Raw genomic sequence first — 23,595 nt, 5'->3', positions numbered from 1 at the left:
CTCTGGTCGGCGGTCTTCGGGTCGGGGGCGCTCACGCGTGCTCCTCGGTGCGGGGGCGGCGGGCGGCCTGCGCGGGGACGGGGGCGCCGGCGTCGCGGGTGACGAAGCGCCGGTAGTCGGGGCGGGTGGCGAGCAGCTCGTCGTGGCGGCCGGCCGCGACGACGTGGCCGTCGCGGACCCACTGCACGAGGTCGGCGTGCGGCAGGACCAGCGGGCTGGCCGTCGCCACGACGGTCGTGCGGCCGGCGCGCGCGGCCCGCAGCCGGGCCGCGATCCGGCCCTCGGTGTGGGCGTCGACCGCGCTGGTCGGCTCGACGAGGACGAGGTTCTCGGGCTCGCGCAGCAGCACGCGGGCCAGCGCGAGGCGCTGCCGCTGCCCGCCGGACAGCGACCGCCCGCGCTCGGTGACGGCGGCCGCGAGCCCGCCGTCGACGGCGTCGAGGACGTCGGTGCCGTCGGCGACCTGCAGGGCCCGCAGCACGTCGGCGTCGGGGTGGGCGTGCTCGGGATCGACCTGCTCGCGCAGGGTCCCGCTGAACAGCTGGGCGTCGTCCTCGGCGAGCAGGACGCGGCTGCGCACGGCGGCGACGGGCAGCTCCCGCAGCGGGACCCCGCCGAGGGTGGCCTCGGTGTCGTCGTCGAACCGCGTCAGCCGGCGGCCCAGCTCGGCGGCGAACTCGGGCGGGTCGCTGACGACGGCGGTGAACCGGCCCGCGGGCGCGCTGACCCCGGAGACGGGGTCGGCGAGCGCTCCCGCGGGGGCGGTGGCCATGCCGGTGTCGGCGAGCAGCGGCGCCACCCCCAGCAGGGTCGTCAGGCGCCGGGCGGCGACGAGGGCGCGCGCGTACTTGTCGGCGGCCTCCACGAGCATCCGCAGCGGCGAGGTGAGGAACGCCGCGTAGCCGTAGAGGGCCACGAGCTCGCCGGGCGTGACCTCGCCGCGCACGGTCGCGCGCGCGCCGGCCCACACGAGCGCGGCGACGAGCAGCCCGGGGACGAGGATCTGCAGCGCCTCCAGCGACGCCTCCCAGGTGGCGACGCGGACGCCCGCGGCCCGCACGCGCTGGCTCTGGCGGTGGTAGCGGTCGAGGAACATCTGCTCCCCGCCGACCCCGCGCAGGATCCGCAGGCCGCGCACGGTGTCGGTGCCCAGGGAGGTGAGCTCGCCGCTCAGCGTGCGGTGCAGGCGCTGCCGGGCCTGCAGCGGGCGCAGGACCAGCAGCAGCACGACGAGCACGACCGGGATCCCGACGAGCACCAGCAGCCCGAGCGGCACCGAGGTCTGCAGGACGAGGACGGCGACGACCACGACGGCCGCCAGCGAGGCCACGGCGCGCTGGGTGACGTCGTAGGCGTCGGCCAGGCGCGGCCCGTCGGAGGCGATGCTCGCGAGGACCTCGCCCTGCGGCAGCTCGTGGGAGACCGCGGTGCCGGAGCGCGCGGTGTGGCGCCCGACCTGCTGCAGCGTCCGGAAGCAGGCGGTCAGCCAGTTCGTGACGCCGTAGCGGTGCCGCACGACGGCGGAGACGGTGGTGACCACGGCGAGGGCCAGGACGACGCCCGCCCAGCGCAGCAGCGCGCGGTCGTCGCCCGTCAGGACGCCCTCGTCGAGCGCGCGGCCGATCGCGGCGGGCAGGACCGCCTGCGAGAGCAGCCAGACGACGCCGAAGAGGGTGCCGACGAGCAGGGCGCCCCACTGCTGGGCCGCGGTGCGCAGGAGCAGGCGCACGGGGGAGCGGGCGTCGGGGACGCCGGGGTCGATCAGGGGGAGGTGCCGCACGTGCATCGACGGTAACCGTGTTCCGCCGCCGCCTCCACGCGGTTTCGCGCCGCCCCGTCCCCTCCGCGATCATGCAGGTAGTACCTGCATGATCACGGAGGGAGCGGGTGGGACGGGGGGCCGGTGCCGGGCGGATAACCTGGGGCCCGTGACCCAGGACGCCGGACGCGCCGCCGAACCCCCGAACTTCGACCCCCCGCCCGGGTCCAGCCCGGAGGACGTGGGCCGGGACCTGCCGGTCGTCGGGGAGGCCTCCGCGGAGGCCGCGGCCGAGCGGGAGCACCGCCCCGTCCTGGTCGTCGACTACGGCGCCCAGTACGCGCAGCTCATCGCCCGCCGGGTGCGCGAGGCGGACACCTACTCCGAGATCGTGCCGAGCTCGATGTCGGTGCAGGCCATGCTCGCCAAGGACCCGGCCGCGGTGATCCTCTCCGGCGGCCCCGCCAGCGTGTACGCCGAGGGCGCCCCGCAGGTCGACCCGGCGCTGTTCGAGGCCGGCGTGCCCGTGCTGGGCATCTGCTACGGCTTCCAGGCCATGGCGGCCTCCCTCGGCGGCGAGGTCGCGCAGACCGGCCGCCGCGAGTACGGCGGCACGACCGCCCGCGTCGCGGACTCCTCGGCCTCGACCCTGCTGCGCGACCAGCCCGCCGAGCAGTCGGTGTGGATGTCGCACGGCGACTCCGTCGCGCGCGCCCCCGAGGGCTTCCGCGTCGTCGCGCAGTCCGAGGGCGCCGAGGTCGCGGCGTTCGAGGACGACGAGCGCCGCCTCTACGGCGTGCAGTGGCACCCCGAGGTCAAGCACTCCGCGCACGGCCAGGACGTCCTCGTGAACTTCCTGCGCCACGGCGCGGGCATCCCCGCGGACTGGACGACCGGCAACGTCATCGAGGAGCAGGTCGCCCGCATCCGCGCCCAGGTGGGCGACGGCAAGGTCATCTGCGCCCTGTCCGGCGGCGTCGACTCCGCCGTCGCCGCGGCGCTGGTCCAGCGCGCGGTGGGCGACCAGCTCACCTGCGTGTTCGTCGACCACGGCCTCCTGCGCGCGGGCGAGGCGGAGCAGGTCGAGCAGGACTTCGTCGCCGCGACGGGCGTGAAGCTGCACGTCGTCGACGCGGTGCAGCGCTTCGCGGACGCCCTCGCCGGGGTCAGCGACCCCGAGCAGAAGCGCAAGATCATCGGCCGCGAGTTCATCCGCGTCTTCGAGGTCGCGGCGCGCGACGTCGTCGCGGAGGGCGCGGCCGACGGCGGCGAGGTGAAGTTCCTCGTGCAGGGCACGCTCTACCCCGACGTCGTGGAGTCCGGCGGCGGCGAGGGCGCGGCGACGATCAAGAGCCACCACAACGTCGGCGGCCTGCCCGACGACCTGGCGTTCTCCCTCGTCGAACCGCTGCGGGCGCTGTTCAAGGACGAGGTCCGCGCCGTGGGCGTGGAGCTCGGCCTGCCCGAGGCGATGGTGTGGCGCCAGCCGTTCCCTGGCCCGGGCCTCGCCATCCGCATCGTCGGCGCGGTCACCCCCGAGCGCCTCGCGACGCTGCGCCTGGCCGACGCGATCGCCCGCGAGGAGCTGACGCGCGCCGGCCTGGACCGCGAGATCTGGCAGTGCCCGGTCGTGCTCCTCGCGGACGTCCGCTCCGTCGGCGTCCAGGGCGACGGCCGCACCTACGGCCACCCGATCGTGCTGCGCCCCGTGAGCTCCGAGGACGCGATGACCGCGGACTGGACGCGGCTGCCCTACGACGTGCTGCAGCGCATCTCGACCCGCATCACCAACGAGGTGCCCGAGGTGAACCGGGTCGTCCTCGACGTCACGAGCAAGCCGCCGGGCACCATCGAGTGGGAGTAGGCGCCGCAGGCGCTCAGGCGTCAGGCGTTCCGGCGGCAGGCGGTCAGACGGCGACGAGCAGGTCGTCCATCTGGTCCATGGCGAGGCGCATGCCCTCGGCCATGCCCATCTCGACGAGCTGCTGCATCTGCTCCGCGTTCGCGAAGCGGGAGACGCCGGTCATCCGGCAGCCCTCGTCCGTGGCCTCGAGGTCGACGCGCGTCCGGGTCACGGGCATCGCGTCGTCGCGGGTGCCGTCGGGGTGGGCGAAGCCGTCCTCGAACTCCAGCGAGCGCGGTTCGTCGACGGCCGTGACGTGCCACCACCCGTGCGCCTCGCGCCCCTCGGGCCCGGTCATCCAGTAGTGCGACCGCCCGCCGACGGCGAGGTCGTGCTCGGCGAAGGTGGCGGGCCACGTCGGCGGCCCCCACCACCGCTCGAGCCGGCGCGGGTCGGCCCACAGCCGCCAGACGGCCGCCGGTGGCGCGGCGAACTCCGCGACGATCGTGAACGTCAGGGATTCGGGGTCGGGGGTGGTGCTGAGAACGGTCACGGCGCGTCCCTCCGGGTCGGTGGTGCTGCGGGTGCGGTGCGGGCCTCCTCGGCGAGGAGGCCCTCCATGCGGTCGATCCGGCTGCGCCACAACGCCTCGAACTCCGCGAGCAGGTCCGCGGCGGAGCGCAGGGTGCCCAGCTCGGCGCGCACCACCTGCTCGCGGCCGCGGCGGGTCTTGGTGACGAGGCGGGCCCGCTCGAGCACGGCGACGTGCTTGGCGACGGCGGCGAAGCTCATGGCGTAGCGCTCCGCGAGCACGGAGACCGAGGCCTCCTGCTGCGTCAGGAGGCGGCGCACGATGTCACGCCGGGTGGCGTCGGCCAGGGCGGCGAAGACGCGGTCCACGGCCTGCGGCCCCTCGGACCGGTCGACCCCATGTACAACCATGCGGTTGAACGTAGCCCTGCGGGCTCGTCGGGACAAGGCCTCGGCGCCCGCGGGAATGTTTGAACCTGCAAAGATGCTGGTCCGGCCATGAGCGCACCGAGCACCACCGCCACCGCCGTCGTCGCCACCGCCTTCGGAGGGCCCGAGGTCCTCGCCGTCGTGACCCGGGACGTCCCTGCGCCCGGCCCGGGCGAGGTCACCGTCGAGGTCCGCGCGATCGGCACCAACCCGATCGACTACAAGCTGTTCAGCGGCGCGATGGGCGCCGACCCCTCGACGCTGCCGCGGCCCGTCGGCCTGGAGCTCGCCGGCGTCGTCACGGCCGTCGGTGACGAGGGCGGGCCGGTCGCCGTGGGCGACGAGGTCATCGCCTCGGGCGTCCGCGGCGCCTACGCCTCGGCGGTCACCGTCCCCCTCACGGCGCTCACCCCCAAGCCCGCGTCGGCCTCGTGGGAGGAGGCCGCGGGCGTCCTGCTCGTCGGCGGCACCGCGGCCCACCTGCTCGCCGCGACCTCCGTCGCCGCGGGGGACACCGTGCTCGTGCACGGCGTGGCCGGGTCGGTCGGGCTCGCCGCCGCCCAGCTCGCGCTGCGCGCGGGCGCCACCGTCGTCGGCACCGCGGCCCCTCACCGCCACGAGGCGCTGCGGGGGTTCGGCATCGTCCCGGTCGCCTACGGCGACGGGCTCGCCGACCGCGTGCGCGCCGCGGCGCCGCAGGGCGTCGACGTCGCGCTGGACACCGTCGGCACCGACGAGGCCGTCGACGTCTCGCTCGAGCTGGTCGCCGACCGCACCCGCATCGCGACGATCGCCGCCTTCGGCCGCGCCGCCGAGGCCGGCATCGCGCTGCTGGGCAGCGGCCCCGGTGCCGACCCGGGCACCGCCGTCCGCGACGCCGCCCGCCCCGCCCTGGCCGCCGCGCTGGGCGCGGGGGAGCTGCGGGTCGTCGTGGCGCGCACCTTCCCGCTCACCGAGGCGGCCGCCGCGCTGACCTTCCTCGCCGAGGGCCACGCGGGCGGCAAGGTCGTGCTCGTCCCCTGAGGCGGGTCCGCTCAGGAGGAGGCGCGGCTCAGGCGGCGTGGAACGCGCGGGCCAGGCGCTTGACGGCGTCCGGCACGTGCGCCGCGTCGAGCCCCGCGACGCACAGCCGCAGGTGGGCCGCGTCCTCCTCGGCGACCACGTAGTGCCGGCCCGGCCCGACGGCGACGCCCTCGGCGAGCGCCCGCCGGGCCAGGTCGGCGTCGTCGGTGCCGCGCGGCAGCCGCAGCCACAGGGAGAACCCGCCGCGCGGGCGGCGGTAGGTGCACTCGGGCAGGTCCCGGGCCAGGGCCGCCGTCAGCGTGTCGACGCGGTCGGCGAGGGTCGCGGCCAGCGTGCGCAGGTGGGGACCCCAGCCGGCGCCCGTGACCAGCTCCACGGCGGCCTCCTGCAGGGGCCGGGAGACGAACAGGTCGTCGACGATGCGCAGCGCCGCGATGCGCTGCATCACGGGCCCGCGCGCGACGACGCAGCCGATGCGCAGGCTGGGCGCCGCGCTCTTGGTGAGCGAGTTGATCGTGATGACGCGGCCGTCGGCGTCGTCGCGCAGCAGCGACGGGGGCGGGGTCGGGCCGTGGCCCAGCCAGCGGGCGAAGTCGTCCTCCACGACGAAGGCCCCCGCGGCGGCGGCGATGTCGAGCACGGGCCGCCGCCGCTCGGCCGCGAGCACGTGCCCGTCGGGGTTGGCGTAGGTGGGCTGCAGGTACAGCACCCGCGCCCCCGTCGTCGCGAACGCGCGCTCGAGCAGCTCCGGGCGCACGCCGTCCGCGTCGGTCGGCACGGGCACGGGGACGAGCCCGGCGCTGCGCAGCAGCGAGATGACGCCGGGGTAGCCGGGCACCGCGACCAGGACGGGGCTGCCCGCGGGCACCAGCGCCCGCAGCACGGTCGACAGCGCCCCCTGCCCGCCGGGGGTGACGAGGACGTCCTCGCGGTCGGCGCCCAGCTGGCGCGCGAACCACGAGCGCAGCTCGCCGAGGCCCTGGTGCGGCGGGACGGACCACGCCTGCGGGCGGCGCGCGGCGCGGGCCGTGGCCGCGGCCAGCCGCGAGGTGGGCTGCAGGGAGGCGTCGAGGTAGCCGCGGGCCATGTCGTGCACGTCCTCGGGGGGCTCCGACAGCGCCGCGACGATGCCGGCCGCCTGCACGGGGGAGGCGCCGAGCGCCACCCGCTGCCAGTCGGTGTCCGCGGCGCCGGTCGCGGCGGGGCGGGCCACGAAGGTCCCGGCCCCCGGGCGGGTGGACACGGTGCCGTCGGCGACGAGCTGGTCGATGGCGCGCTGCACGGTCACGGGACCGACGCCCAGCTCGGTCACGAGGGCCCGGCTGCTGGGCAGCTTGGCGCCGGCCGGCAGCGTCGTCGCGCGGGCCCGCAGGGTGGCGACGACGCGGTCGACACTGCTACTGTTGTCCATGAACAGAGACAATAGCGCTATCACCCGCCACCACGATAGCGGTCAGCGGTGAGCGCCCTGGTCGTCCTCGCGGTCCTCGTGCTGATCGCGGTGCTGGCCCCGCGCCTCGGTGCGGACACCCGGTGGGACGGGGCCGGTGTCCACCCCGACCGCCCGGTCCGCGCCCACCGCCGTCCCCGGCAGGCCGCGGCCGCCGCGCCCCGGAGCGCCCGCCGCGCGGCTCCCGCGCTCCGCGACGTCTGAGGCCGGCGACCCGGCTCCGGGTCGCCGCGCCACGGCCACGTAGCCTGGGGTCCGTGACCCCGACCGCCGGTGCGAGGGTGACGGCCCGCTCCGTCACCCTGACGCTCGTCACGGTCCTCGTGGTCTGCGTCCTCGTCGCGCTGGGCATCTGGCAGTGGCAGCGCGGGCACGTCATCGTCACCGAGCCCCCCGCGCGGGAGGCCGCCGTGCCCGTCGGGCAGGTCGTCTCCGGCGCCGCGGCGTCCGGCACCCCGCAGGCCGCGCTGACGGCCGACGAGGTCGGCCGGCACGTCACCGTCGGCGGGACCTTCGACCCGCAGGCCGACCTCCTGGTGGCCTCGCGCCGCCTCGACGGCCGCCCCGGCTCCTGGGCCCTCGGCATCGTGCGCACGCCCGACGGCTCGGGCGTCCCGGTCGTGCGCGGCTGGGTCCCGCAGGGCACCCCCGCCCCGCCCCTGCCCACCGGGCCGGTCGTCGTCGACGGGGTCGTGCAGGCCCCCGAGGGCAGCGACATCGCCGAGACGACGAAGGCCCTGCCCGCGGGCGAGGTCAGCGTCGTCAGCGCCGCCCTGCTGGTCAACGTCGTCGACTACCGCCTCGCGAACGCCTACGTCACCGACAGCGCGCCCGCCGCCGGGCTGCTCGCCGTCCCGCCGACCGACCCCGGGCAGGCCAGCCGCCGCCTGGACTGGCGCAACCTCGCCTACGCGGCGCAGTGGTGGGTGTTCGCGGCCTTCACCGTCGTCGTCTGGCGCCGCGCCCTGCGCGACGACCGCGAGCTCGCGGCCGAGCGCGCCGGGGACGTCCCCGGCGGCGAGCCGCTCCCCGACGAGGCGACGCCCGACGAGGGAGTGCCCGCCGCGGGGGCGACCCCCGACCCGATCCGCACCACCGGTCCTGGAGGACGAGACGACATGAGCAGCGCCCGATGACGACCGGACCCGCGACCGACGCGGGCCTGCGCAGCCACCCCAAGATCGCCTCGGCCCTGGTGCGCTACCGCGTCATGGCCTGGCTGACCGGGGTGGGGCTGATCGTCCTGACCTACGCGCTGCTGCGCTACGTCCCGGGCCTGGAGGGCCTGCCGCACGCCGAGGCGATCAGCCGCGTGCTGGGCCCGATCCACGGCACGTTCTACATCCTGCTGCTCATCACGACGTTCGACCTCGGCACGCGCGTGCGCTGGCCCTGGACGCGGATGCTCCTGACGGCGCTCGCGGGCACGATCCCGTTCCTGTCGTTCTACGCCGAGCGCAAGAACCAGGCCGCGGTCAAGAAGCAGCTGGCCCGGTGACGCGCCGGTGACCGCACCCGGGACGACGTCCGGACCCGCTGCGCTGCAGCGCGTCGCCGTCCACGTCGCGCTGCGCTCGCGCGACGAGCTGCTGGTCGGCGCCGACGGGGTGCTGCCGTGGGCCGTGCTGCGCCACGGCGAGTCGCCGGCCGCGGGGGCGCAGCGCGCGCTGACCGCGCTGGCCGCGCCGCCCGCCCGCACGGGAGCCCCGCTGGAGATCCGCGACGCGGTGCGCCGGGTGGTGCACGCGGGCGCCGACGTGGACGTCCACACCGTGCACGTGGTGCTCGGCGCCGAGGTCACCGACCACTCGGTGCGCGACGCCGCCCGGCCCGCCCGCTGGGTCGCGGCCGCCGGTGAGCGCCCGCTGGTCGCCGACGAGCTCGTGGAGGTCGGGGAGGCGGAGTTCGCCCGCCTGGCACCCGCGGGCGACGGCGTCGAGCGCCCGGTGCTGCGCCAGCGGCTGGCCGCCTACGCCGTCGTCGTGAGCGCGCGCGACGAGATCCTCCTGACCCGGCTGTCCACCGTGACCCCGAGCCCCGGCCGCTGGACGCTGCCCGGCGGCGGCGTCGACCACGGCGAGCACCCCGTGGCCGCGGCCGTGCGGGAGGTGCACGAGGAGACGGGCATGGACGTCGACGTCGACGCCCTCGTCGACGTCGGGTCGGAGCACTTCACGGGCCGCTCGCCGCGCGGGGTCCTGGAGGACTTCCACGCCCTGCGCGTCCTCGTGACGGCCACGGCGCGCGAGGTCCGCGTCCCCGAGGTCCTCGACGTGGGGGGCAGCACCGACCTCGGGTGCTGGGTCCCGCTCGACGAGGCCGCCGGCCTCGGGCTCGTGGGGGTCGCCCACCGCGGCGTGCAGATCGCTCAGCGTCGACGGAGCGCCACGCTGCGTTCATGAAACACGGAGTTCACGTCCAGCGCATTCCCCGCGACGGGTAGTGACTGGCAGACTCCGCCCGCGTGACCCTCCGCACCCCCCCTCCTGTCCGCACGCGCGCCGCCGGATCGCTGGCCGCCGCGACCCTGGCCGCCGCGGCGCTCGCGGGCCTCGGTGCCGCGCCGGCCTCGGCGGCGACCGCCGCCCCGCCCGCGGCCGGCGTGGTCGCACCGGTGCTGCCGGCGCCGGCCGCGGGCCAGACGCAGATCCAGATCGGGGCCTTCAACGACCTGCACGGCCGGCTCGAGGCGCCCGAGGAGACCGACGACGGTCAGCCGATCGGCGGGACCGCCCAGCTGGCCGGGGCGCTGGACGCGATGCGGGCGCAGCAGCCGAACACCCTCGTCCTGTCGGCGGGCGACAACATCGGCGCCTCGACGTTCACGTCGTTCATCCAGCAGGACGCCCCGACGCTCGCGGCCCTGAACGCCATGGGCGTCGTCGCCTCCGCCGTCGGCAACCACGAGTTCGACCGCGGCTACGCCGACCTCGTCCAGCGCGTCGGCGTCGAGGGGCAGCCGGGGGCCGCGGGCGCGCCGCCGCTGGCGGACTTCCCCTACCTGGGCGCCAACGTCCTCGTGCGCAGCACGGGCCGGCCCGCGATGCCCGGCTACGCCGTCACCGACGTCGGCGGGGTGCGCGTCGGCGTGGTGGGCGTCGTCACGCAGCAGACGCCGAGCCTCGTGGCGCCGGACGGCATCGCCGACCTGCAGTTCACCGACCCGGTCGCGGCCGCGAACGCCGTCGCGACCCAGCTCTCCGACGGCGACGCCGCCAACGACGAGGCGGACGTCGTCGTCCTGCTGGCCCACGAGGGCTCCTCGGGCACCGACTGCGCAGGAGTCGGCACCGAGGGCGCGTTCGGGCAGATCGTGCAGGGGGCGTCCCCGCAGATCGACGCGATCGTCTCCGGGCACACGCACATGCTCTACGACTGCGAGTTCCCCGTGGCCGGCAAGGCCGTCCCGCGCCCCGTCGTCTCGGCCGCCTCGTACTCCACGGCCGTCGACCGCCTCGTGCTCAACGTCGACGACGCCACCGGTGACGTCGTCGCGCAGGCCCACCAGGTGCTGCCCGTCGAGGGGTTCACCCCGAACGCCACCGTCGCGGGCATCGTCTCCGACGCGGTCGCGTTCGCGGCCACGGTGGGCGCCCAGCCCGTCGGCCGCATCACGGCCGACATCACCCGCGCGTTCGCGGGCGGGGAGACCGACCGCGGCACGCCGTCGCCGCTGGGGAACCTCATCGCCGACGCGCAGCTGCAGCAGACCGCCGGCGCGGACGCCCAGATCGCGTTCGAGAACCCCGGCGGGATCCGCGACGACCTGCTGTTCAAGGCGTCCGGGTCCGAGGGCGACGGGGTCGTCACCTACGCCGAGGCGGCTGCCGTGCAGCCGTTCGCGAACTCCGTGGTGACGCTGTCGCTGACCGGGGCGCAGGTGCGGGAGGTGCTCGAGCAGCAGTGGCAGCCCGCGGGTTCCTCACGGCCGTTCCTCGCGCTGGGCGTCTCGAAGGGGTTCGCGTTCACCTACGACCCGGCCGCCCCCGCGGGGGCGCACGTCGTCTCCGCGACCCTCGACGGCGCGGAGCTCGATGCGGCCGCGACCTACCGCGTGACGGTGAACAGCTTCCTCGCCGCGGGCGGCGACAACTTCACGACGCTCGCCGAGGGCACCGACCGCGCCGAGCTCGGCCGCACGGACCTCGAGGCGTTCACGGCCTACCTGGGCCTGCCGGAGAACCAGGGCCTCGCGCCCGACGAGACGCCCCGCGCGAGCGTGGCCGTCCCGGCGCCGGGCCCCGTGCCGTCGCCGTCGGCGCCCGTCGTGCCCGCGCCCGTCGTGCCCGCCCCCGCGCCCTCCGCGTCGGCGAGCGCGCCCGCCCCGGCGCCCGTGGCCGTGGGCTCGGGCGGCCGGCTGCCCACGACCGGCGTGGACGTCGCCCCGCTGCTCGCGGCCGGCGGTGCGCTCGTGCTGTCCGGCTCGCTCGTGCTCACCGCGGCGCGCCGCCGCCGCACCCGCGTCTGAGCGGGACGGCGGACCGCCGCGTCCGGCCCGCCCTCAGGAGCGGGTCGGCGCCGGGCCGGCCCCCGCGGAGCCCGCGGGGGACCGGCCGGCGCGCGGGGTGGGCGCACCGCGCTCCAGCGCCGCGCCCTCCACGTCCAGGGTCGGCAGCCAGTGCAGCCACCGCGGCAGCCACCACGCGGCCCCGCCCAGCAGGGCCAGCGCCGCGGGCACCGCGACCATCCGGACGACGACGGCGTCGGCGAGGATCCCGATGGCCAGCGCGAACGCGATCGGCTTGAGCGTCGCGTCGCCCTCGGGCACGAACCCGGCGAAGACCGCGAACATGATGGCCGCCGCGGCGAGCACCACGGGCGCGGCCTGCCGGAAGCCTGTGACGACGGCCTGGCGCGGCTCGGTGCCGTGCGCGTGCGCCTCGTGCATGCGCGAGACCAGGAACACCTGGTAGTCCATCGCGAGGCCGAAGAGGATCCCGACGACGATGATCGGCGCGAGGCTCAGCAGCGGCCCCGTCGTGTCGGAGAGGACCAGGTCCTTCAGCCAGCCCCACTGGAAGACCGCGGTCGTCGCGCCGAGCGAGACGCCGATGGTCAGCAGGAACCCGAGGACCCCGACGACGGGCACGAGGATCGAGCGGAAGACGAGCACCAGCAGCACGAACGCCAGCCCCACGACGAGCACCAGGTAGACGGGCAGCTCGTCGGCGAGCTTCGCGGTGACGTCGACGCTGACGGCCGTGGCGCCCGTGACGTAGGCGCGGGTGTCACCCGCGGGGTCGGCGGCCAGGCGCGCGCGCAGGGCCTTGACCAGGTCGGAGGTCTCCTCCGACTGCGGGCTCGTGATGGGGATGACGGTGACCAGGGCCGCGGTCCCGGTCGGGTTGGGCTGCGCGGGGGTGGCGAGGGCGACGCCGGGCAGGGTGCCCGCCTCGGCCGTGACCGCGTTCCCGCGGGCCACGGCGTCCGGGCCGTCGACGAGGACGACGAGCGGTCCCGTCACGCCGGGGCCGAAGCGGTCGGAGAGGATCTGCGTGGCCCGCGCCTGGGTGCTGCCGGGCGCCGGCGGCTGGTCGAGCGAGGTCTGCATCGAGAACACCGGCAGGGCGATGACGCCGAGGGCCAGGACGGCCACGACGAGGCTCGGCCAGCGGTGCCGCGTCACGGTGCGGCCCCAGTGGCGGAACAGCCCGCGCTCGGTGTCGGTGGCGAAGGCCACGTGGCGCCCGCCCCGGTGGGTCACCGCGCGGCGCGCGCTCGGCGGCAGCGCCTTCGGGCCCACGTAGCTGAGGACGGCGGGCACGAGGGTCAGGGCGACGAGGACCGCGATGACGACGGTGGCGGCCGCGGCCAGGCCCATCTCGGTGAGGAAGGGGATGCCCGCGACCGAGAGGCCCGCGAGGGCGATGACGACCGTGGTGCCGGCCGTGAGCACGGCGGAACCCGCCGTGCCGACGGCGACCGCGACCGCCTTCCCGACGTCGAGCGGCTCCTCGGGTTCGCGGTGCCTGAGCAGCTCGGTGCGGAAGCGCGTGAAGATGAACAGGGCGTAGTCGATGCCGACGGCCAGCCCGAGCATGACCGCGAGGATCGGGGTGGTCGACTGCAGGTCGACGAACCCCGTGAGTGTCGTGACGCCGAGGGCGCCGATGCCCACGCCGACGACGGCCGTCAGCAGGTTCATGCCCGCGGCGACCAGCGAGCCGTAGGTGATGCCGAGCACCACGAGCGCGGCGACGACGCCGACGACCTCGCCGATGCCCCCGACCTCGGTGACCGGCACGGTGGCCTCGCCCGTGACCTCGGCCTGGAAGCCCTGGGCGCGGGCGTCGGCGACGACGTCGAGCAGGGCCTCGCGCTGCGCGTCGGTGATCTCGGGGGCCTGCGCGGCGTAGGTGAGGCTCGAGTAGGCGGCGCGCTGGTCGGCCGAGACCGTCGGCGCGCCCGGGTCCAGCGGGTTCGTGGCGCTCGCCACCCCCGGCAGCGCGCCGAGCTCGGCGACGACGCCCGCGAGGGCCTGGGCGTTCGCGGGGGTGGTGATCTGCTCCTCGCCCGGCGCCTGCAGGACGACCTGGGCGCCCGCCCCGCCGCCGCCCGTGCCGAAGCGCTCGTCGATGAGCTTCAGCGCGGTCGTCGACTCCTGGCCGGGGATGTCGAAGGTGGAGATCGTCTTGCCGGACAGCGTGGCCGCGCTCACGCCGGTGCCGACGAGCACGAGCAGCCAGACGACGACGACGACCAGGCGGTGGCGGTGCGCCCCCAGCCCGAGGCGGTGCAGGAAGGTGGCCATCAGGTGGTCCTCTCGTGCCCGAGGGCGTCGTAGCCGGTGGCGATGATCAGGGGGCGCACGTCGGCCGCGGGGGCCTCGCCGCACGCCAGGGACGTGACGGCCAGCGCGCCGAGGGCGCCGACGACGCGCAGCGTGCGCTCGGTGGTGCCCTCCGACGGCGCGGCGAAGGCGCGGAACAGGCCCTCGGCGATCTCCTGCAGGCCGGTGAACACGGCGGTGTCCGGCCCGGCGCCGACCGCGCCGAGCATGAGGGCGACGTAGCCGGGGCGCCGCAGCGCGAGGTCGGTGACGGCCGTGACGACGGCGAGGTCGCGCGCCGGGCCCGGCGGCCGGTCCTCGACGTCGCGCGTGATGGCGCCCACGAGGTCGGCGCAGCGCGTCACGGCGGCGACCTGCAGGGCCTCCTTGGTGGGGAAGCGGTGCAGCAGGCCGGTCTTGGAGTAGCCGACCGCGTCGGCGATGCGCTGCACGGAGGTCTGGTCGAAGCCGTGGCGGGCGAAGAGCGCGGCGGCGGTCTCGACGATGTCGTCGTCGATCTGCTCGCGGGTCGGACGGGGCACGCCACCAGGGTAGACGCGTTCCGGACCGCCGCAGTCCGGAACGGACCGGTCCGGTCCACCCGGGCGCGCGCGGTGGGACCCTCCCGCGGAGCGCGGGCGGCCCGGGACACCAGTGAACCGCGCCGCGCCCGGGGCCGCGCGGCGGCCGGTGTCGTCCCCGCGGCCTACCCTGGGACCACGATGAGCACACTCTTCGACGACCTCCCGCTGGGTGGACCCGGCACCTCCGGCGCGCCCGCGTCCCCCTCCCGGCCCACCCGCCGCGGCCCGGACGCGGCGTCCCTGCTCGAGGGGCTGAACCCGCAGCAGCGCGAGGCCGTCGTGCACGCCGGCTCGCCCCTGCTCATCGTCGCCGGGGCCGGCTCCGGCAAGACCCGCGTGCTGACGCACCGCATCGCCTACCTGCTCGCCGAGCGCGGCGCGACGCCCGGGCAGATCCTCGCGATCACCTTCACCAACAAGGCCGCCGCGGAGATGCGCGACCGGGTCGCGGCGCTCACGGGCGAGCACATCGGCCACGGCGGCCGGAGCATGTGGGTCTCGACCTTCCACTCCGCCTGCGTGCGGATCCTGCGCGCCCAGGCCGCCCAGCTGGGGCTGCGCACGTCGTTCTCGATCTACGACTCGGCCGACTCGCAGCGCCTCATGGCGCTCGTCGGCCGCGAGCTCGACCTGGACCCGAAGAAGCACGCCCCGCGGGGCATGTCGGCCATGGTCAGCAACCTCAAGAACGAGCTGGTCGACGAGGAGACGTACTTCGACCGGGCCCACTCCGAGCAGGGCAACGAGACCGAGCGCAGGCTCGCGGCGGCCTACCGGCTCTACCAGGCGCGGCTGCGGCAGGCCAACGCCCTCGACTTCGACGACCTGATCATGTCGACCGTGCACCTGCTGCAGGCGTTCCCGGACGTCGCGGAGCACTACCGCCGCCGGTTCCGCCACGTGCTGGTCGACGAGTACCAGGACACCAACCACGCGCAGTACGTCCTGGTGCGCGAGCTCGTCGGCGGGTCGGTCAGCGAGGAGGCCGCGCGCTCGGGGCTCACGGCCGCCGACGGCAGCGTCGTGCGCGAGGGCTCGCGCATCGCCGTGCCGCCGGCCGAGCTCACCGTGGTCGGCGACGCCGACCAGTCGATCTACGCGTTCCGCGGCGCGACGATCCGCAACATCGCGGAGTTCGAGAAGGACTACCCCGACGCGCGCACCGTGCTGCTGGAGCAGAACTACCGCTCGACCCAGACGATCCTCTCGGCGGCCAACGAGGTCATCAAGCACAACGAGGACCGCCGGGCGAAGAACCTCTGGACGGCCGCGGGGGCCGGCGAGCAGATCGTCGGCTACGTCGCCGACGACGAGCACGACGAGGCCGCGTTCGTCGCGGAGGAGGTCGACCGCCTGCACGACGCGGGGCAGCTGAAGTACTCCGACGTCGCGGTGTTCTACCGGACGAACGCGCAGTCGCGGGCGCTGGAGGAGGTCTTCGTCCGCACGGGCCTGCCCTACAAGATCGTCGGCGGCACGCGGTTCTACGAGCGCCGCGAGGTCAAGGACGCCATGGCCTACCTCCGGCTGCTGGCGAACCCCGACGACACCGTGAACCTGCGGCGCGTGCTGAACGTCCCCAAGCGCGGCATCGGCGAGCGCGCCGAGGCGGCGATCGTCGTGCTCGCGGAGCGGGAGAAGGTCAGCTTCGCCCAGGCGCTGGAGCGCGCCGAGGAGGCCTACGGCCTCGTCACCCGGTCGCTGACGGCGATCAAGGGGTTCACCACCCTCGTCTCCGACCTGCGCACGCTGGCGGAGTCCGGGGCGGCGCCGGCGACGGTCCTGGAGGCGGTGCTCGAGCAGACCGGCTACCTGGCCGAGCTGCGCGCGAGCCACGACCCGCAGGACGAGAGCCGCGTCGAGAACCTCTCCGAGCTGGTCGCCGTCGCCGAGGAGTTCGCGGAGACCGACCCCGAGGGGACGCTGACCGACTTCCTCGAGCGCGTCTCGCTGGTCGCCGACTCCGACCAGATCCCCGACGCGGAGGCCGAGGCGCAGGGCGTCGTCACGCTCATGACGCTGCACACCGCCAAGGGCCTGGAGTTCCCGGTCGTGTTCCTGACCGGGATGGAGGACGGCACGTTCCCCCACCTGCGGTCCCTGGCCGACCCCGACCAGCTCGCCGAGGAGCGGCGCCTGGCCTACGTGGGCCTGACCCGGGCGCGCGAGCGCCTGTACCTCTCGCGCGCGACGACCCGCAGCGCGTGGGGGGCGCCGCAGCAGAGCCCGGCCAGCCGCTTCCTCGACGACGTGCCGCCGGACCTCGTGGACTGGAAGCGCGGTGCCGCCTCCGGCTTCGCGCCGGTCTCGGCGCCGTCCGCGGGCGCACGGCTGTCGCAGCGGCCCGGCGTGCGCTCGCCGGGCAACCGGCCCGTCATCGCCCTGGCCCCGGGCGACCGCGTCACGCACGACTCGTTCGGCATGGGCACCGTGGTGCGGATCGAGGGCGAGGGGGACAAGACCGTCGCCCACGTCGACTTCCGCACCGAGGGCGTCAAGCGGCTGCTGCTGCGCTACGCCCCCGTCACGAAGCTCTGAACGGGGCGCGAGTCGTCTGACGTCTGGGGGTCCCCTCTCGCCGGGAGCCGCCGGAGGGAGTTGGATGGGGCCCATGGACTTCCGCTACCTCGGGGCCTCGGGCCTCAAGATCTCCGAGATCACCTACGGCAACTGGCTGACGCACGGCTCGCAGGTGGAGAACGACGCCGCGATCGCGTGCGTGCGCGCCGCGCTGGACGACGGGATCTCCACCTTCGACACCGCTGACGTCTACGCCAACACGAAGGCCGAGACCGTCCTCGGCCAGGCGCTGAAGGGTCAGCGCCGCGAGTCGCTGGAGATCCTCACCAAGGTCTTCGGGCCGACCGGTCCCAAGGGGCACAACGACACGGGCCTGTCCCGCAAGCACATCACCGAGTCGATCAACGGGTCGCTGCGCCGCCTCGGCACCGACTACGTCGACCTGTACCAGGCGCACCGCTTCGACTACGAGACGCCGCTGGAGGAGACCTTCCAGACCTTCGCGGACCTCGTCCGCCAGGGCAAGGTCCTCTACGTCGGCGTCAGCGAGTGGACGGCCGACCAGCTGCGGGCCGGCCACGCGCTCGCGAAGGAGCTGGGGATCCAGCTCATCTCCAACCAGCCGCAGTACTCGATGCTGTGGCGCGTCATCGAGGGCGAGGTCGTGCCGACCTCGCGCGAGCTGGGCATCTCCCAGGTCGTGTGGTCGCCCATCGCCCAGGGCGTCCTGACCGGCAAGTACGTGCCGGGCGGGGAGCTGCCCGCCGGCTCGCGCGCCACGGACGAGAAGGGCGGCGCCAGCATGATCAAGCGGTTCATGGACGACGACGTCCTGACCCGCGTGCAGGCGCTGAAGCCCATCGCCAAGGAGCTCGGCCTGTCCATGGCCCAGCTCGCCATCGCCTGGGTGCTGGCCAACGACAACGTGGCGACCGCCATCATCGGCGCGAGCCGCCCCGAGCAGGTGCACGACAACGTCCGGGCCGCCGGTGTGCGCCTGAACGCGGAGACCCTGGGGCGCATCGACGACGTCCTCGGTGGCGTCGTGGAGCGCGACCCGGCGAAGACGCTCGAGAGCTCGCCGAAGACCCGCGAGGTCTGAGCCGCAGACGACGGGCCCGTCCCCCCAGGGGGGCGGGCCCGTCGTCGTCGGTCCGCGAGCGTCAGGCGGACGGGCTCTGCAGGACCGTGAAGGTGGTCTCGCGGCGCAGGTGGAACCCCAGCGCGGAGTAGAGCCGGATCGCGGAGGTGTTGTCCGCGGCCGCGTGCAGGAACGGCGTCTCGCCCCGCGCCCGGATCCCGGCCGCGACGGCGCGCAGCAGGTGCGAGGCGTACCCGCGCCCGCGCACCGACGGATCGGTGCAGACGGCGCTGATCTCCGTGGCCCCCGGCGGGTGCAGGCGCTCCCCGGCCATGGCCACCAGCCGGCCCTGCTCGCGGATGCCCAGGTAGGTCCCGAGCAGGCGCGTGCGCGCGCCGAAGGGCCCGGGCCGCGTGCGCTCCACCAGGTCGAGCATCGCGGGGACGTCCGCCTCGCCCAGCTCCACGACCGCGGGGTCGCCGGGACGGGCCGGCCCGGACGCCGGCGACCCGAACCCGGGCGCCGCGACCATCTGGACGCCCGGGATGGGCCGCGTCGTCGTCCACCCGGCGGGCGGCGGCCCGGGGAGCCCGACGAGCACCACGGTCGCCGCCGGGCCGGCCAGCGCCGCGAGCCCCGCCCAGCCGGCCGGGTCGGCGGGGTCGGCCAGCCCGGCGAACGGCGACACGTCGGCGGGGTAGCGCGCGGCCGGCCCCGCGAGCTCGGCGAGGTGCGCGTGCGCCGCACCGAGGGAGGCCCACACGGGGTTGTCCAGTCCGGGGTCGTCGGAGCCGGAAGGGGGAGCGGTCGTCACGCGGCGATCCTGCCAGGGGCCGGACGGCCACCCGGGTGGTGGTGATCGTCTGGCCGCGCCGGGCCGCCGGGGCGCGGCTACGGTGATCCGCGACGACGACGTCCAGCGAAGGAGCAGCAGGTGGCCTCGGTCCTCGACCGCGAACGCACGATCGCCCCACCGGGGTTCAACCGGTGGACCATCCCGCCCGCGGCCCTGGCGGTGCACCTGTGCATCGGGCAGGTCTACGCGACGAGCGTGTACAAGAACGCCCTCGTCAAGCACTTCGACGCGACGAACACCTCGATCGGCGTGGTGTTCTCCATCGCCATCGTCATGCTCGGGCTGTCCGCGGCCGTGTGCGGGACGTGGGTCGACCGCAGCGGCCCCCGCAAGGCCATGGCGACCGCGGCGGTCTTCTGGGTCAGCGGGTTCCTCATCGGTTCCCTCGGCATCGCCACCGGCCAGCTCTGGCTGCTGTACCTCGGCTACGGCGTGGTCGGCGGGATCGGCCTGGGCATCGGGTACATCTCGCCCGTCTCGACGCTCATCAAGTGGTTCCCCGACCGGCCGGGCCTGGCCACCGGCATGGCCATCATGGGTTTCGGCGGCGGCGCCCTGGTCGCGAGCCCGCTCTCGACGCGGCTGCTCGGCGTGTACGACCCGGCCTACGACTCCTCCGTCGCGGGCAGCGTCCCGACGGGGTCCGCGGTGGCGCTGCTGTTCCTCACGTTCGCCGTCCTCTACGGCCTGTTCATGAGCTACGGCGCCGCGACGATCCGCGTGCCCGCGCCCGGCTGGAAGCCGGACGGCTTCGACCCGGCGTCGGTGACGTCGAAGGCCCTCGTGACGACCGCGAGCGTCTCGGCGCGCAACGCGATCCGCACGCCGCAGTTCTACCTGCTGTGGGTCGTGCTGTTCTGCAACGTCACGGCGGGCATCGGCATCCTCGAGCAGGCGTCCCCGATGATCCAGGACTTCTTCCGCGGCGCGGACGGCACGTCGAGCATCGCCGTGGCCGCGGCCGGGGGTTTCGTCGGGCTGCTGTCGATGGCCAACATGGCCGGCCGCTTCGTGTGGTCCTCCACGTCCGACGTCATCGGCCGCAAGCCGATCTACATGCTCTACCTGGGCGTCGGCCTGGTCACCTACCTGCTGCTGGCGCTGTTCGGGCAGAACAGCACGGCCCTGTTCGTGCTCTTCGCCGTCGTCATCCTGTCCTTCTACGGCGGGGGTTTCGCGACCGTCCCCGCCTACCTGCGGGACCTGTTCGGCACGTTCCAGGTCGGCGCGATCCACGGCCGGCTGCTGACGGCGTGGTCCGCGGCGGGCGTGGTCGGGCCGCTCATCGTCAACGGGTTCCTCGACGCGGAGGGGACGCCCGGGCGGCTCACCGCGGAGGCCTACCGGCCGGCCCTGCTGACCATGGTGGTCCTGCTGGCCGTCGGGTTCGTCGCCAACCTCCTGGTGCGCCCGGTCGCCGAGCGGTTCCACGAACCCGTGGGGGAGACGTCGCAGCGCGAGGGGAGTGGTCAGGCGTGAACGGCACCGGACGGGTCGTGCTCGGGTGGGCCCTGGTGGGGGTCCCCCTGGTCTACGGGGTCATCGAGACGCTCGCGCGGGTCTCGAAGCTCTTCGCGGGCTGAGGCACCCGCGACGCCGCCGTCAACCCGCGGGTGGGCGGCGGCGTCGTGCTACCCCGGCACGACCACCGCGACGGCGACGACCACCGCCCACACCAGCCAGAGCGCGGCGGGGCGGCGCAGGTCCGGCACCACGGGGGCGCGGTCCGGCCCGACCGCGCCGGCGCGGGCCTGGAGCAGCACCGCCCGCAGCTGCGGGCCCGTGCGCCAGCCGCAGCGAAGCACGGTGGGCAGGCGGGGACCCGCCGCGCTCACCAGCAGGTCGTCGCGGCCCTCGACCGTGACGGTGACGGCCCCCGGCGGGGTCTCCTGCACCGCGAGGACCCGCGACCACGGGTCGGCCTCGACCCCGCCCCACGACCCGAGCGACCAGAACCCGCGGTCGTCCCACCCGACGCGCGGGCGCAGAGTGCCGCGCCAGGCGAGCTCGAGGGCCAGCAGGCCGACGAGGCCGGCGCTCACCGGCTGCGGCAGGAACCCGCCCGTCAGGTCCCCGACCCAGGACAGGCCGACGGCGCTGATCACCAGCGCCGGCAGGACGAACGGCCAGGCGAGCGGCCACGGCAGGTGGTGGCGACCGCCCGCGGCCACGGGGCCGTCCAGCGGCGCGACGTCGCGCGGGGCGAGGTCCGCCACCGGGACGGGGCCGTCCACCTCCGGCTCCGGCAGCACCAGCGGTGGTCCGTCGTCGGCCGCGAGCGCCGGGCCGGCCGGCGACAGCCACGCGCCTTCGTGGCGCACCGTGCACCAGGACCCGTCGGCCGGCACGCCCGCCACCTCGACGTCCACGACGTCCGGCAGGTCGCCGGACCAGTCGTCGTCGAGCAATTCTTCCTCGTCGTCGTCCTCGTCCACGGCCTCCTCGAAGGGGTGGCCGGCCCAGACGAGGGGGACGGCGACGACGGGCGGTGTGCCGGGCCCGCCGTCGGCGGGGTAGACCAGCGCGACCCCCGGCAGGAGGCGGGCGCGGGCGCGCAGCAGCGGCTGCGGGCGGGTCCGGAAGCTCGCCGCCCGGTGGCGGGCGCTCCGGCGCGCGGCCAGGGCCGCGGCCGCGAGGCCCGCGAGGACCCCGGCGCCGGTGCTCGCCCCCCAGCCGTCGTAGGGCTCGGCGACGGCCCGGAAGTCGTCCGGTCCCAACTGCCACAGGGCCGTCCGGGAGGCGAGGGGGTGGTCGACGTCGTCGTAGACCTCGACGTCGACCCGCCGGCCGCTCCCGGCCAGCTCCACGGTCAGCGTGAAGCCCTCGTCGCCGGGGTGCGCGACCACCGTGCCGCTGACGACGGGCGCGGACCGCTCCCGCGCCCCCTCGTGCGCCTGCAGGCCCACGGACAGCAGGGTCAGCAGCGCGGCGCCGGCCAGGGCGGCGACCGCGAGCGGCCCGACGCGCCCCGGCAGGTGGGGGAGGTCGTCGGGGCGCACCGCCACGGTCGGCGCTCCGGGGCCCAGCAGCCGCTGCTGGTCGGCGGGGCGGGCGGCGCGGCGGAGCACCAGCGCCGCCTGCAGCGCGACGTGCCCCAGGAGGAGCAGCGGGACGAGGGGCCCGGTGCCCGTGTCCCACCCGATGGTCACGAGGCCCCCGAGCAGCGTCGCGGCCAGCGCGACGGCCCGGACAGGGCCGTCAGGCAGGCGCCCGCGATCAGCAGCCCGAGCGCCGCGTTCCACCCCGCGTCGGGCGTGCAGGGTACGGCCGCGGTGCAGGCGTCGGCAGGCGCGTCCAGGACCGCGGCGACGACGACCACCAGGCTCACGAGGGGCAGGGTGGCGTGCGCCCACCACGGCCGGCGGCCGGTGCGGGTCAGGGCGGCCGCGAGGCCGGTGTCGAGGGGTGGTGCGCTCACCTCCCGACGTCGTCCCACCGCCCCCGGGTGTTACGGGTGAGGGCGGTGGGACTGCGCCGGTCAGGCGGTGACCCGCTGTTCAGGCCGTGACGTCCACGAGGCGCTCGAAGAGGAACTCGTAGGGCAGGTAGGAGGTCTCGTACTCCTCGCCCGTGGTGTGCGGGTGCAGCTGCGACATCTGCAGCAGCCGCCAGCCGTCCAGCAGCGCCGCCAGGCCGGTCTCGTAGGGCGGGGTGTCGCTGTCGCCCGTCGTCGGGTGGGAGCGGCCCGTGCCGTCGTAGCGGGTCCAGCCGATGACGGTCGAGTCCAGCGCGGACGTGCCCAGGTAGAGCACGAGGACCTGCTGGCGCAGGTGCGGCGTCGCGGACGGCGTCGCGAAGGACTCGTCGACGCCGAGGGCGGGACGGGTGCCGGTGGTGGTCATGCGTGCCCTCCCGGGGACGGGGTTCTGCGGTGGGGGGTGCGGTCTCGGGGCGCGGTGGTGCTCACGCGACGCCCCAGCCGTCGGACGGCGCGTGCGAGCCCAGCCGGACGTCGGTGGCGCCGGGGGCGATGAACTGCGGGGACAGCGTCTCGCGGGTGAGGTAGTAGTCGATGTCGAACTCCGCGTCGCCCGTCAGCGTGCGCCAGAGCTTCGCGCGGTTCACGAGCTCCAGGCGCCCCTCGTTCGCGTCGGTCCACCCGAAGGAGGCCCGCAGCTCCTCCCGGACGCCGGGGGAGTCGATGTCGTCGGTGTTCCACAGCCGCAGCTGCCGCACGGTCGGGTTGAACCGGATCTTGAACATGTAGCGGGGGACGTCGGAGTCGTTGCGGCGCCCGCCGTGCCAGATGCCGTGGTGCAGGAACACCACGGTGCCCGCCGGGCACGTCAGCCGCGTCTGGCCCGCGAGGTTCTGGTAGCGGCCGATCCCGGTCTGGTTGATCCGGCGCAGGTGCGTGCCGGGGACGCTCAGCGTGCCGCCCTGGTCGAGGGTCACGTCGCGGGGGTAGTACATGAGCTGGACGTCGAACGCCGTCGTGCGCGTGTCGAGGATCGCGTCGCCGTGCATGTTCTGCGCCTCGCCGCCGCGCGGCGGCCGCACGTGCACGGCGTGGTGGTCGATCGCCGGGTCCGGGCCCACGAGGCTCTGGATCGCCCCGGCCACGGCGGGCAGGGAGATCAGCTCGCGCACGAAGGATCCCGGCGGGAACGCGGTGTCCAGCGGGGTGCCGTACGGGTGTCGCGGGATCCCCGCGTCGAGGACCTCCACGGCGCGCTCGTTCACGGCCGCCGGGACGACGGCCTCCAGCGCGAAGCTGCCGTGGGAGACGAAGTGCGCCATCTCCACGGAC

22 protein-coding genes are annotated in these 23,595 nt (G+C 75.7%); 11 read left to right on the top strand and 11 right to left on the bottom strand.

Translation table 11 applies throughout. The features are described 5' to 3' along the window. Nucleotides 1–31 precede the first annotated feature (31 nt). On the bottom strand, nt 32–1,786 hold the full coding sequence (locus F1544_RS13550; protein ID WP_167586210.1) for an ABC transporter transmembrane domain-containing protein: 1,755 nt from the start codon (nt 1,784–1,786) through the stop codon (nt 32–34). A 226-nt stretch (nt 1,787–2,012) separates the two neighbouring features. On the opposite strand from F1544_RS13550, the gene guaA reads away from it, so the two are divergent. Continuing rightward, on the top strand, nt 2,013–3,623 hold the full coding sequence (gene guaA / locus F1544_RS13545; RefSeq protein WP_208971847.1) for a glutamine-hydrolyzing GMP synthase: 1,611 nt from the start codon (nt 2,013–2,015) through the stop codon (nt 3,621–3,623). 43 nt (nt 3,624–3,666) lie between these two features. On the opposite strand, the gene F1544_RS13540 is transcribed toward guaA, so the two are convergent. After that, nucleotides 3,667–4,155 (bottom strand): SRPBCC family protein, encoded by a 489-nt coding sequence (locus F1544_RS13540; protein ID WP_167586206.1) that lies wholly within the window; start codon nt 4,153–4,155, stop codon nt 3,667–3,669. Beyond that, nucleotides 4,152–4,544, bottom strand: a complete 393-nt coding sequence (locus F1544_RS13535; RefSeq protein ID WP_167586204.1) for an ArsR/SmtB family transcription factor — start codon at nt 4,542–4,544, stop codon at nt 4,152–4,154. The genes F1544_RS13540 and F1544_RS13535 overlap by 4 nt, the downstream gene beginning before the upstream one ends. An 87-nt stretch (nt 4,545–4,631) precedes the next feature. Here F1544_RS13535 and F1544_RS13530 point away from each other — a divergent pair, with 87 nt between their 5' ends. Further along, the gene (locus F1544_RS13530) at nt 4,632–5,585 is read left to right on the top strand and encodes a quinone oxidoreductase family protein (protein WP_167586202.1); all 954 of its coding nucleotides are present in this window, start codon (nt 4,632–4,634) and stop codon (nt 5,583–5,585) included. Between the two features lie 28 nt (nt 5,586–5,613). Here the strand turns inward: F1544_RS13530 and F1544_RS13525 are convergent, their stop codons facing one another. Continuing rightward, the gene (locus tag F1544_RS13525) at nt 5,614–6,996 is read right to left on the bottom strand and encodes an aminotransferase-like domain-containing protein (protein WP_167586201.1); all 1,383 of its coding nucleotides are present in this window, start codon (nt 6,994–6,996) and stop codon (nt 5,614–5,616) included. A gap of 48 nt (nt 6,997–7,044) precedes the next feature. On the opposite strand from F1544_RS13525, the gene F1544_RS13520 reads away from it, so the two are divergent. The 5 genes from F1544_RS13520 (at nt 7,045) to F1544_RS13500 (ending at nt 11,503) form a co-directional block, all read left to right on the top strand. Further along, the gene (locus F1544_RS13520; RefSeq protein ID WP_167586199.1) at nt 7,045–7,239 is read left to right on the top strand and encodes a hypothetical protein; all 195 of its coding nucleotides are present in this window, start codon (nt 7,045–7,047) and stop codon (nt 7,237–7,239) included. Nucleotides 7,240–7,292: 53 nt separating this feature from the next. Continuing rightward, entirely contained in the window at nt 7,293–8,171 is an 879-nt protein-coding gene (locus F1544_RS13515; protein WP_167586197.1) for an SURF1 family protein, read from the top strand. Continuing rightward, nucleotides 8,168–8,533 carry a DUF3817 domain-containing protein gene (locus tag F1544_RS13510; protein ID WP_167586195.1) on the top strand — a complete coding sequence of 122 codons (366 nt, stop codon included), beginning with the start codon at nt 8,168–8,170 and terminating at the stop codon, nt 8,531–8,533. Before F1544_RS13515 ends, F1544_RS13510 begins: the two co-directional genes overlap by 4 nt. Before the next feature lie 7 nt (nt 8,534–8,540). After that, complete coding sequence (locus F1544_RS25855) at nt 8,541–9,437, top strand: NUDIX hydrolase (protein WP_167586193.1); 897 nt, start codon at nt 8,541–8,543, stop codon at nt 9,435–9,437. A 62-nt stretch (nt 9,438–9,499) separates the two neighbouring features. Continuing rightward, nucleotides 9,500–11,503, top strand: coding sequence for a bifunctional metallophosphatase/5'-nucleotidase (locus tag F1544_RS13500; protein ID WP_167586191.1), 2,004 nt, complete (start codon nt 9,500–9,502; stop codon nt 11,501–11,503). A gap of 33 nt (nt 11,504–11,536) precedes the next feature. Here F1544_RS13500 and F1544_RS13495 read toward each other — a convergent pair whose 3' ends face one another. Further along, complete coding sequence (locus F1544_RS13495; RefSeq protein WP_167586189.1) at nt 11,537–13,786, bottom strand: MMPL family transporter; 2,250 nt, start codon at nt 13,784–13,786, stop codon at nt 11,537–11,539. Then, on the bottom strand, nt 13,786–14,346 hold the full coding sequence (locus F1544_RS26380) for a TetR/AcrR family transcriptional regulator (RefSeq protein WP_167586188.1): 561 nt from the start codon (nt 14,344–14,346) through the stop codon (nt 13,786–13,788). The genes F1544_RS13495 and F1544_RS26380 overlap by 1 nt, the downstream gene beginning before the upstream one ends. A 180-nt stretch (nt 14,347–14,526) precedes the next feature. Between F1544_RS26380 and pcrA the strand changes: the two genes are divergently transcribed. After that, complete coding sequence (pcrA, locus tag F1544_RS13485; RefSeq protein WP_167586187.1) at nt 14,527–16,926, top strand: DNA helicase PcrA; 2,400 nt, start codon at nt 14,527–14,529, stop codon at nt 16,924–16,926. Nucleotides 16,927–16,999: 73 nt separating this feature from the next. Beyond that, nucleotides 17,000–18,010: an aldo/keto reductase family protein gene (locus F1544_RS13480; protein WP_167586185.1), complete on the top strand. Its 1,011-nt coding sequence runs from the start codon at nt 17,000–17,002 to the stop codon at nt 18,008–18,010. Nucleotides 18,011–18,071: 61 nt separating this feature from the next. Here F1544_RS13480 and F1544_RS13475 read toward each other — a convergent pair whose 3' ends face one another. Further along, nucleotides 18,072–18,803, bottom strand: a complete 732-nt coding sequence (locus F1544_RS13475; RefSeq protein ID WP_167586183.1) for a GNAT family N-acetyltransferase — start codon at nt 18,801–18,803, stop codon at nt 18,072–18,074. Between the two features lie 120 nt (nt 18,804–18,923). Here F1544_RS13475 and F1544_RS13470 point away from each other — a divergent pair, with 120 nt between their 5' ends. Beyond that, nucleotides 18,924–20,324 carry an OFA family MFS transporter gene (locus F1544_RS13470; RefSeq protein ID WP_167586181.1) on the top strand — a complete coding sequence of 467 codons (1,401 nt, stop codon included), beginning with the start codon at nt 18,924–18,926 and terminating at the stop codon, nt 20,322–20,324. Beyond that, nucleotides 20,321–20,428: an MFS transporter small subunit gene (locus tag F1544_RS26895; RefSeq protein WP_444546807.1), complete on the top strand. Its 108-nt coding sequence runs from the start codon at nt 20,321–20,323 to the stop codon at nt 20,426–20,428. The genes F1544_RS13470 and F1544_RS26895 overlap by 4 nt, the downstream gene beginning before the upstream one ends. 48 nt (nt 20,429–20,476) lie before the next feature. On the opposite strand, the gene F1544_RS13465 is transcribed toward F1544_RS26895, so the two are convergent. The 4 genes from F1544_RS13465 to F1544_RS13450 form a co-directional block, all read right to left on the bottom strand. Beyond that, entirely contained in the window at nt 20,477–21,994 is a 1,518-nt protein-coding gene (locus F1544_RS13465; protein WP_167586179.1) for a hypothetical protein, read from the bottom strand. Then, nucleotides 21,991–22,263, bottom strand: a complete 273-nt coding sequence (locus tag F1544_RS13460; protein WP_167586177.1) for a hypothetical protein — start codon at nt 22,261–22,263, stop codon at nt 21,991–21,993. The genes F1544_RS13465 and F1544_RS13460 overlap by 4 nt, the downstream gene beginning before the upstream one ends. Before the next feature lie 79 nt (nt 22,264–22,342). Next, complete coding sequence (locus F1544_RS13455) at nt 22,343–22,615, bottom strand: hypothetical protein (protein WP_167586229.1); 273 nt, start codon at nt 22,613–22,615, stop codon at nt 22,343–22,345. A 133-nt stretch (nt 22,616–22,748) separates the two neighbouring features. Next, nucleotides 22,749–23,585, bottom strand: coding sequence for a phytanoyl-CoA dioxygenase family protein (locus tag F1544_RS13450; protein ID WP_167586227.1), 837 nt, complete (start codon nt 23,583–23,585; stop codon nt 22,749–22,751). Between the last annotated feature and the right edge of the window lie 10 nt (nt 23,586–23,595).

It is taken from the genome of Kineococcus rubinsiae (genome assembly GCF_011839805.1).
In the GTDB taxonomy this organism is placed as follows: Bacteria; Actinomycetota; Actinomycetes; order Actinomycetales; family Kineococcaceae; genus Kineococcus; species Kineococcus rubinsiae.
This window is presented reverse-complemented; position numbering and strand designations above follow the sequence as displayed.

Excerpts from the sequence above, each read along its gene's own strand:
- F1544_RS13550 (WP_167586210.1), bottom strand. The coding sequence starts at position 1,786 with ATGCACGTGCGGCACCTCCCCCTGATCGACCCCGGCGTCCCCGACGCC.
- F1544_RS13450 (WP_167586227.1), bottom strand. The coding sequence starts at position 23,585 with ATGGCGCACTTCGTCTCCCACGGCAGCTTCGCGCTGGAGGCCGTCGTC.
- F1544_RS13535 (WP_167586204.1), bottom strand. The coding sequence starts at position 4,544 with ATGGTTGTACATGGGGTCGACCGGTCCGAGGGGCCGCAGGCCGTGGAC.
- pcrA (WP_167586187.1), top strand. The coding sequence starts at position 14,527 with ATGAGCACACTCTTCGACGACCTCCCGCTGGGTGGACCCGGCACCTCC.
- F1544_RS13495 (WP_167586189.1), bottom strand. The coding sequence starts at position 13,786 with ATGGCCACCTTCCTGCACCGCCTCGGGCTGGGGGCGCACCGCCACCGC.
- F1544_RS13480 (WP_167586185.1), top strand. The coding sequence starts at position 17,000 with ATGGACTTCCGCTACCTCGGGGCCTCGGGCCTCAAGATCTCCGAGATC.
- F1544_RS13510 (WP_167586195.1), top strand. The coding sequence starts at position 8,168 with ATGACGACCGGACCCGCGACCGACGCGGGCCTGCGCAGCCACCCCAAG.
- F1544_RS13525 (WP_167586201.1), bottom strand. The coding sequence starts at position 6,996 with ATGGACAACAGTAGCAGTGTCGACCGCGTCGTCGCCACCCTGCGGGCC.
- F1544_RS13530 (WP_167586202.1), top strand. The coding sequence starts at position 4,632 with ATGAGCGCACCGAGCACCACCGCCACCGCCGTCGTCGCCACCGCCTTC.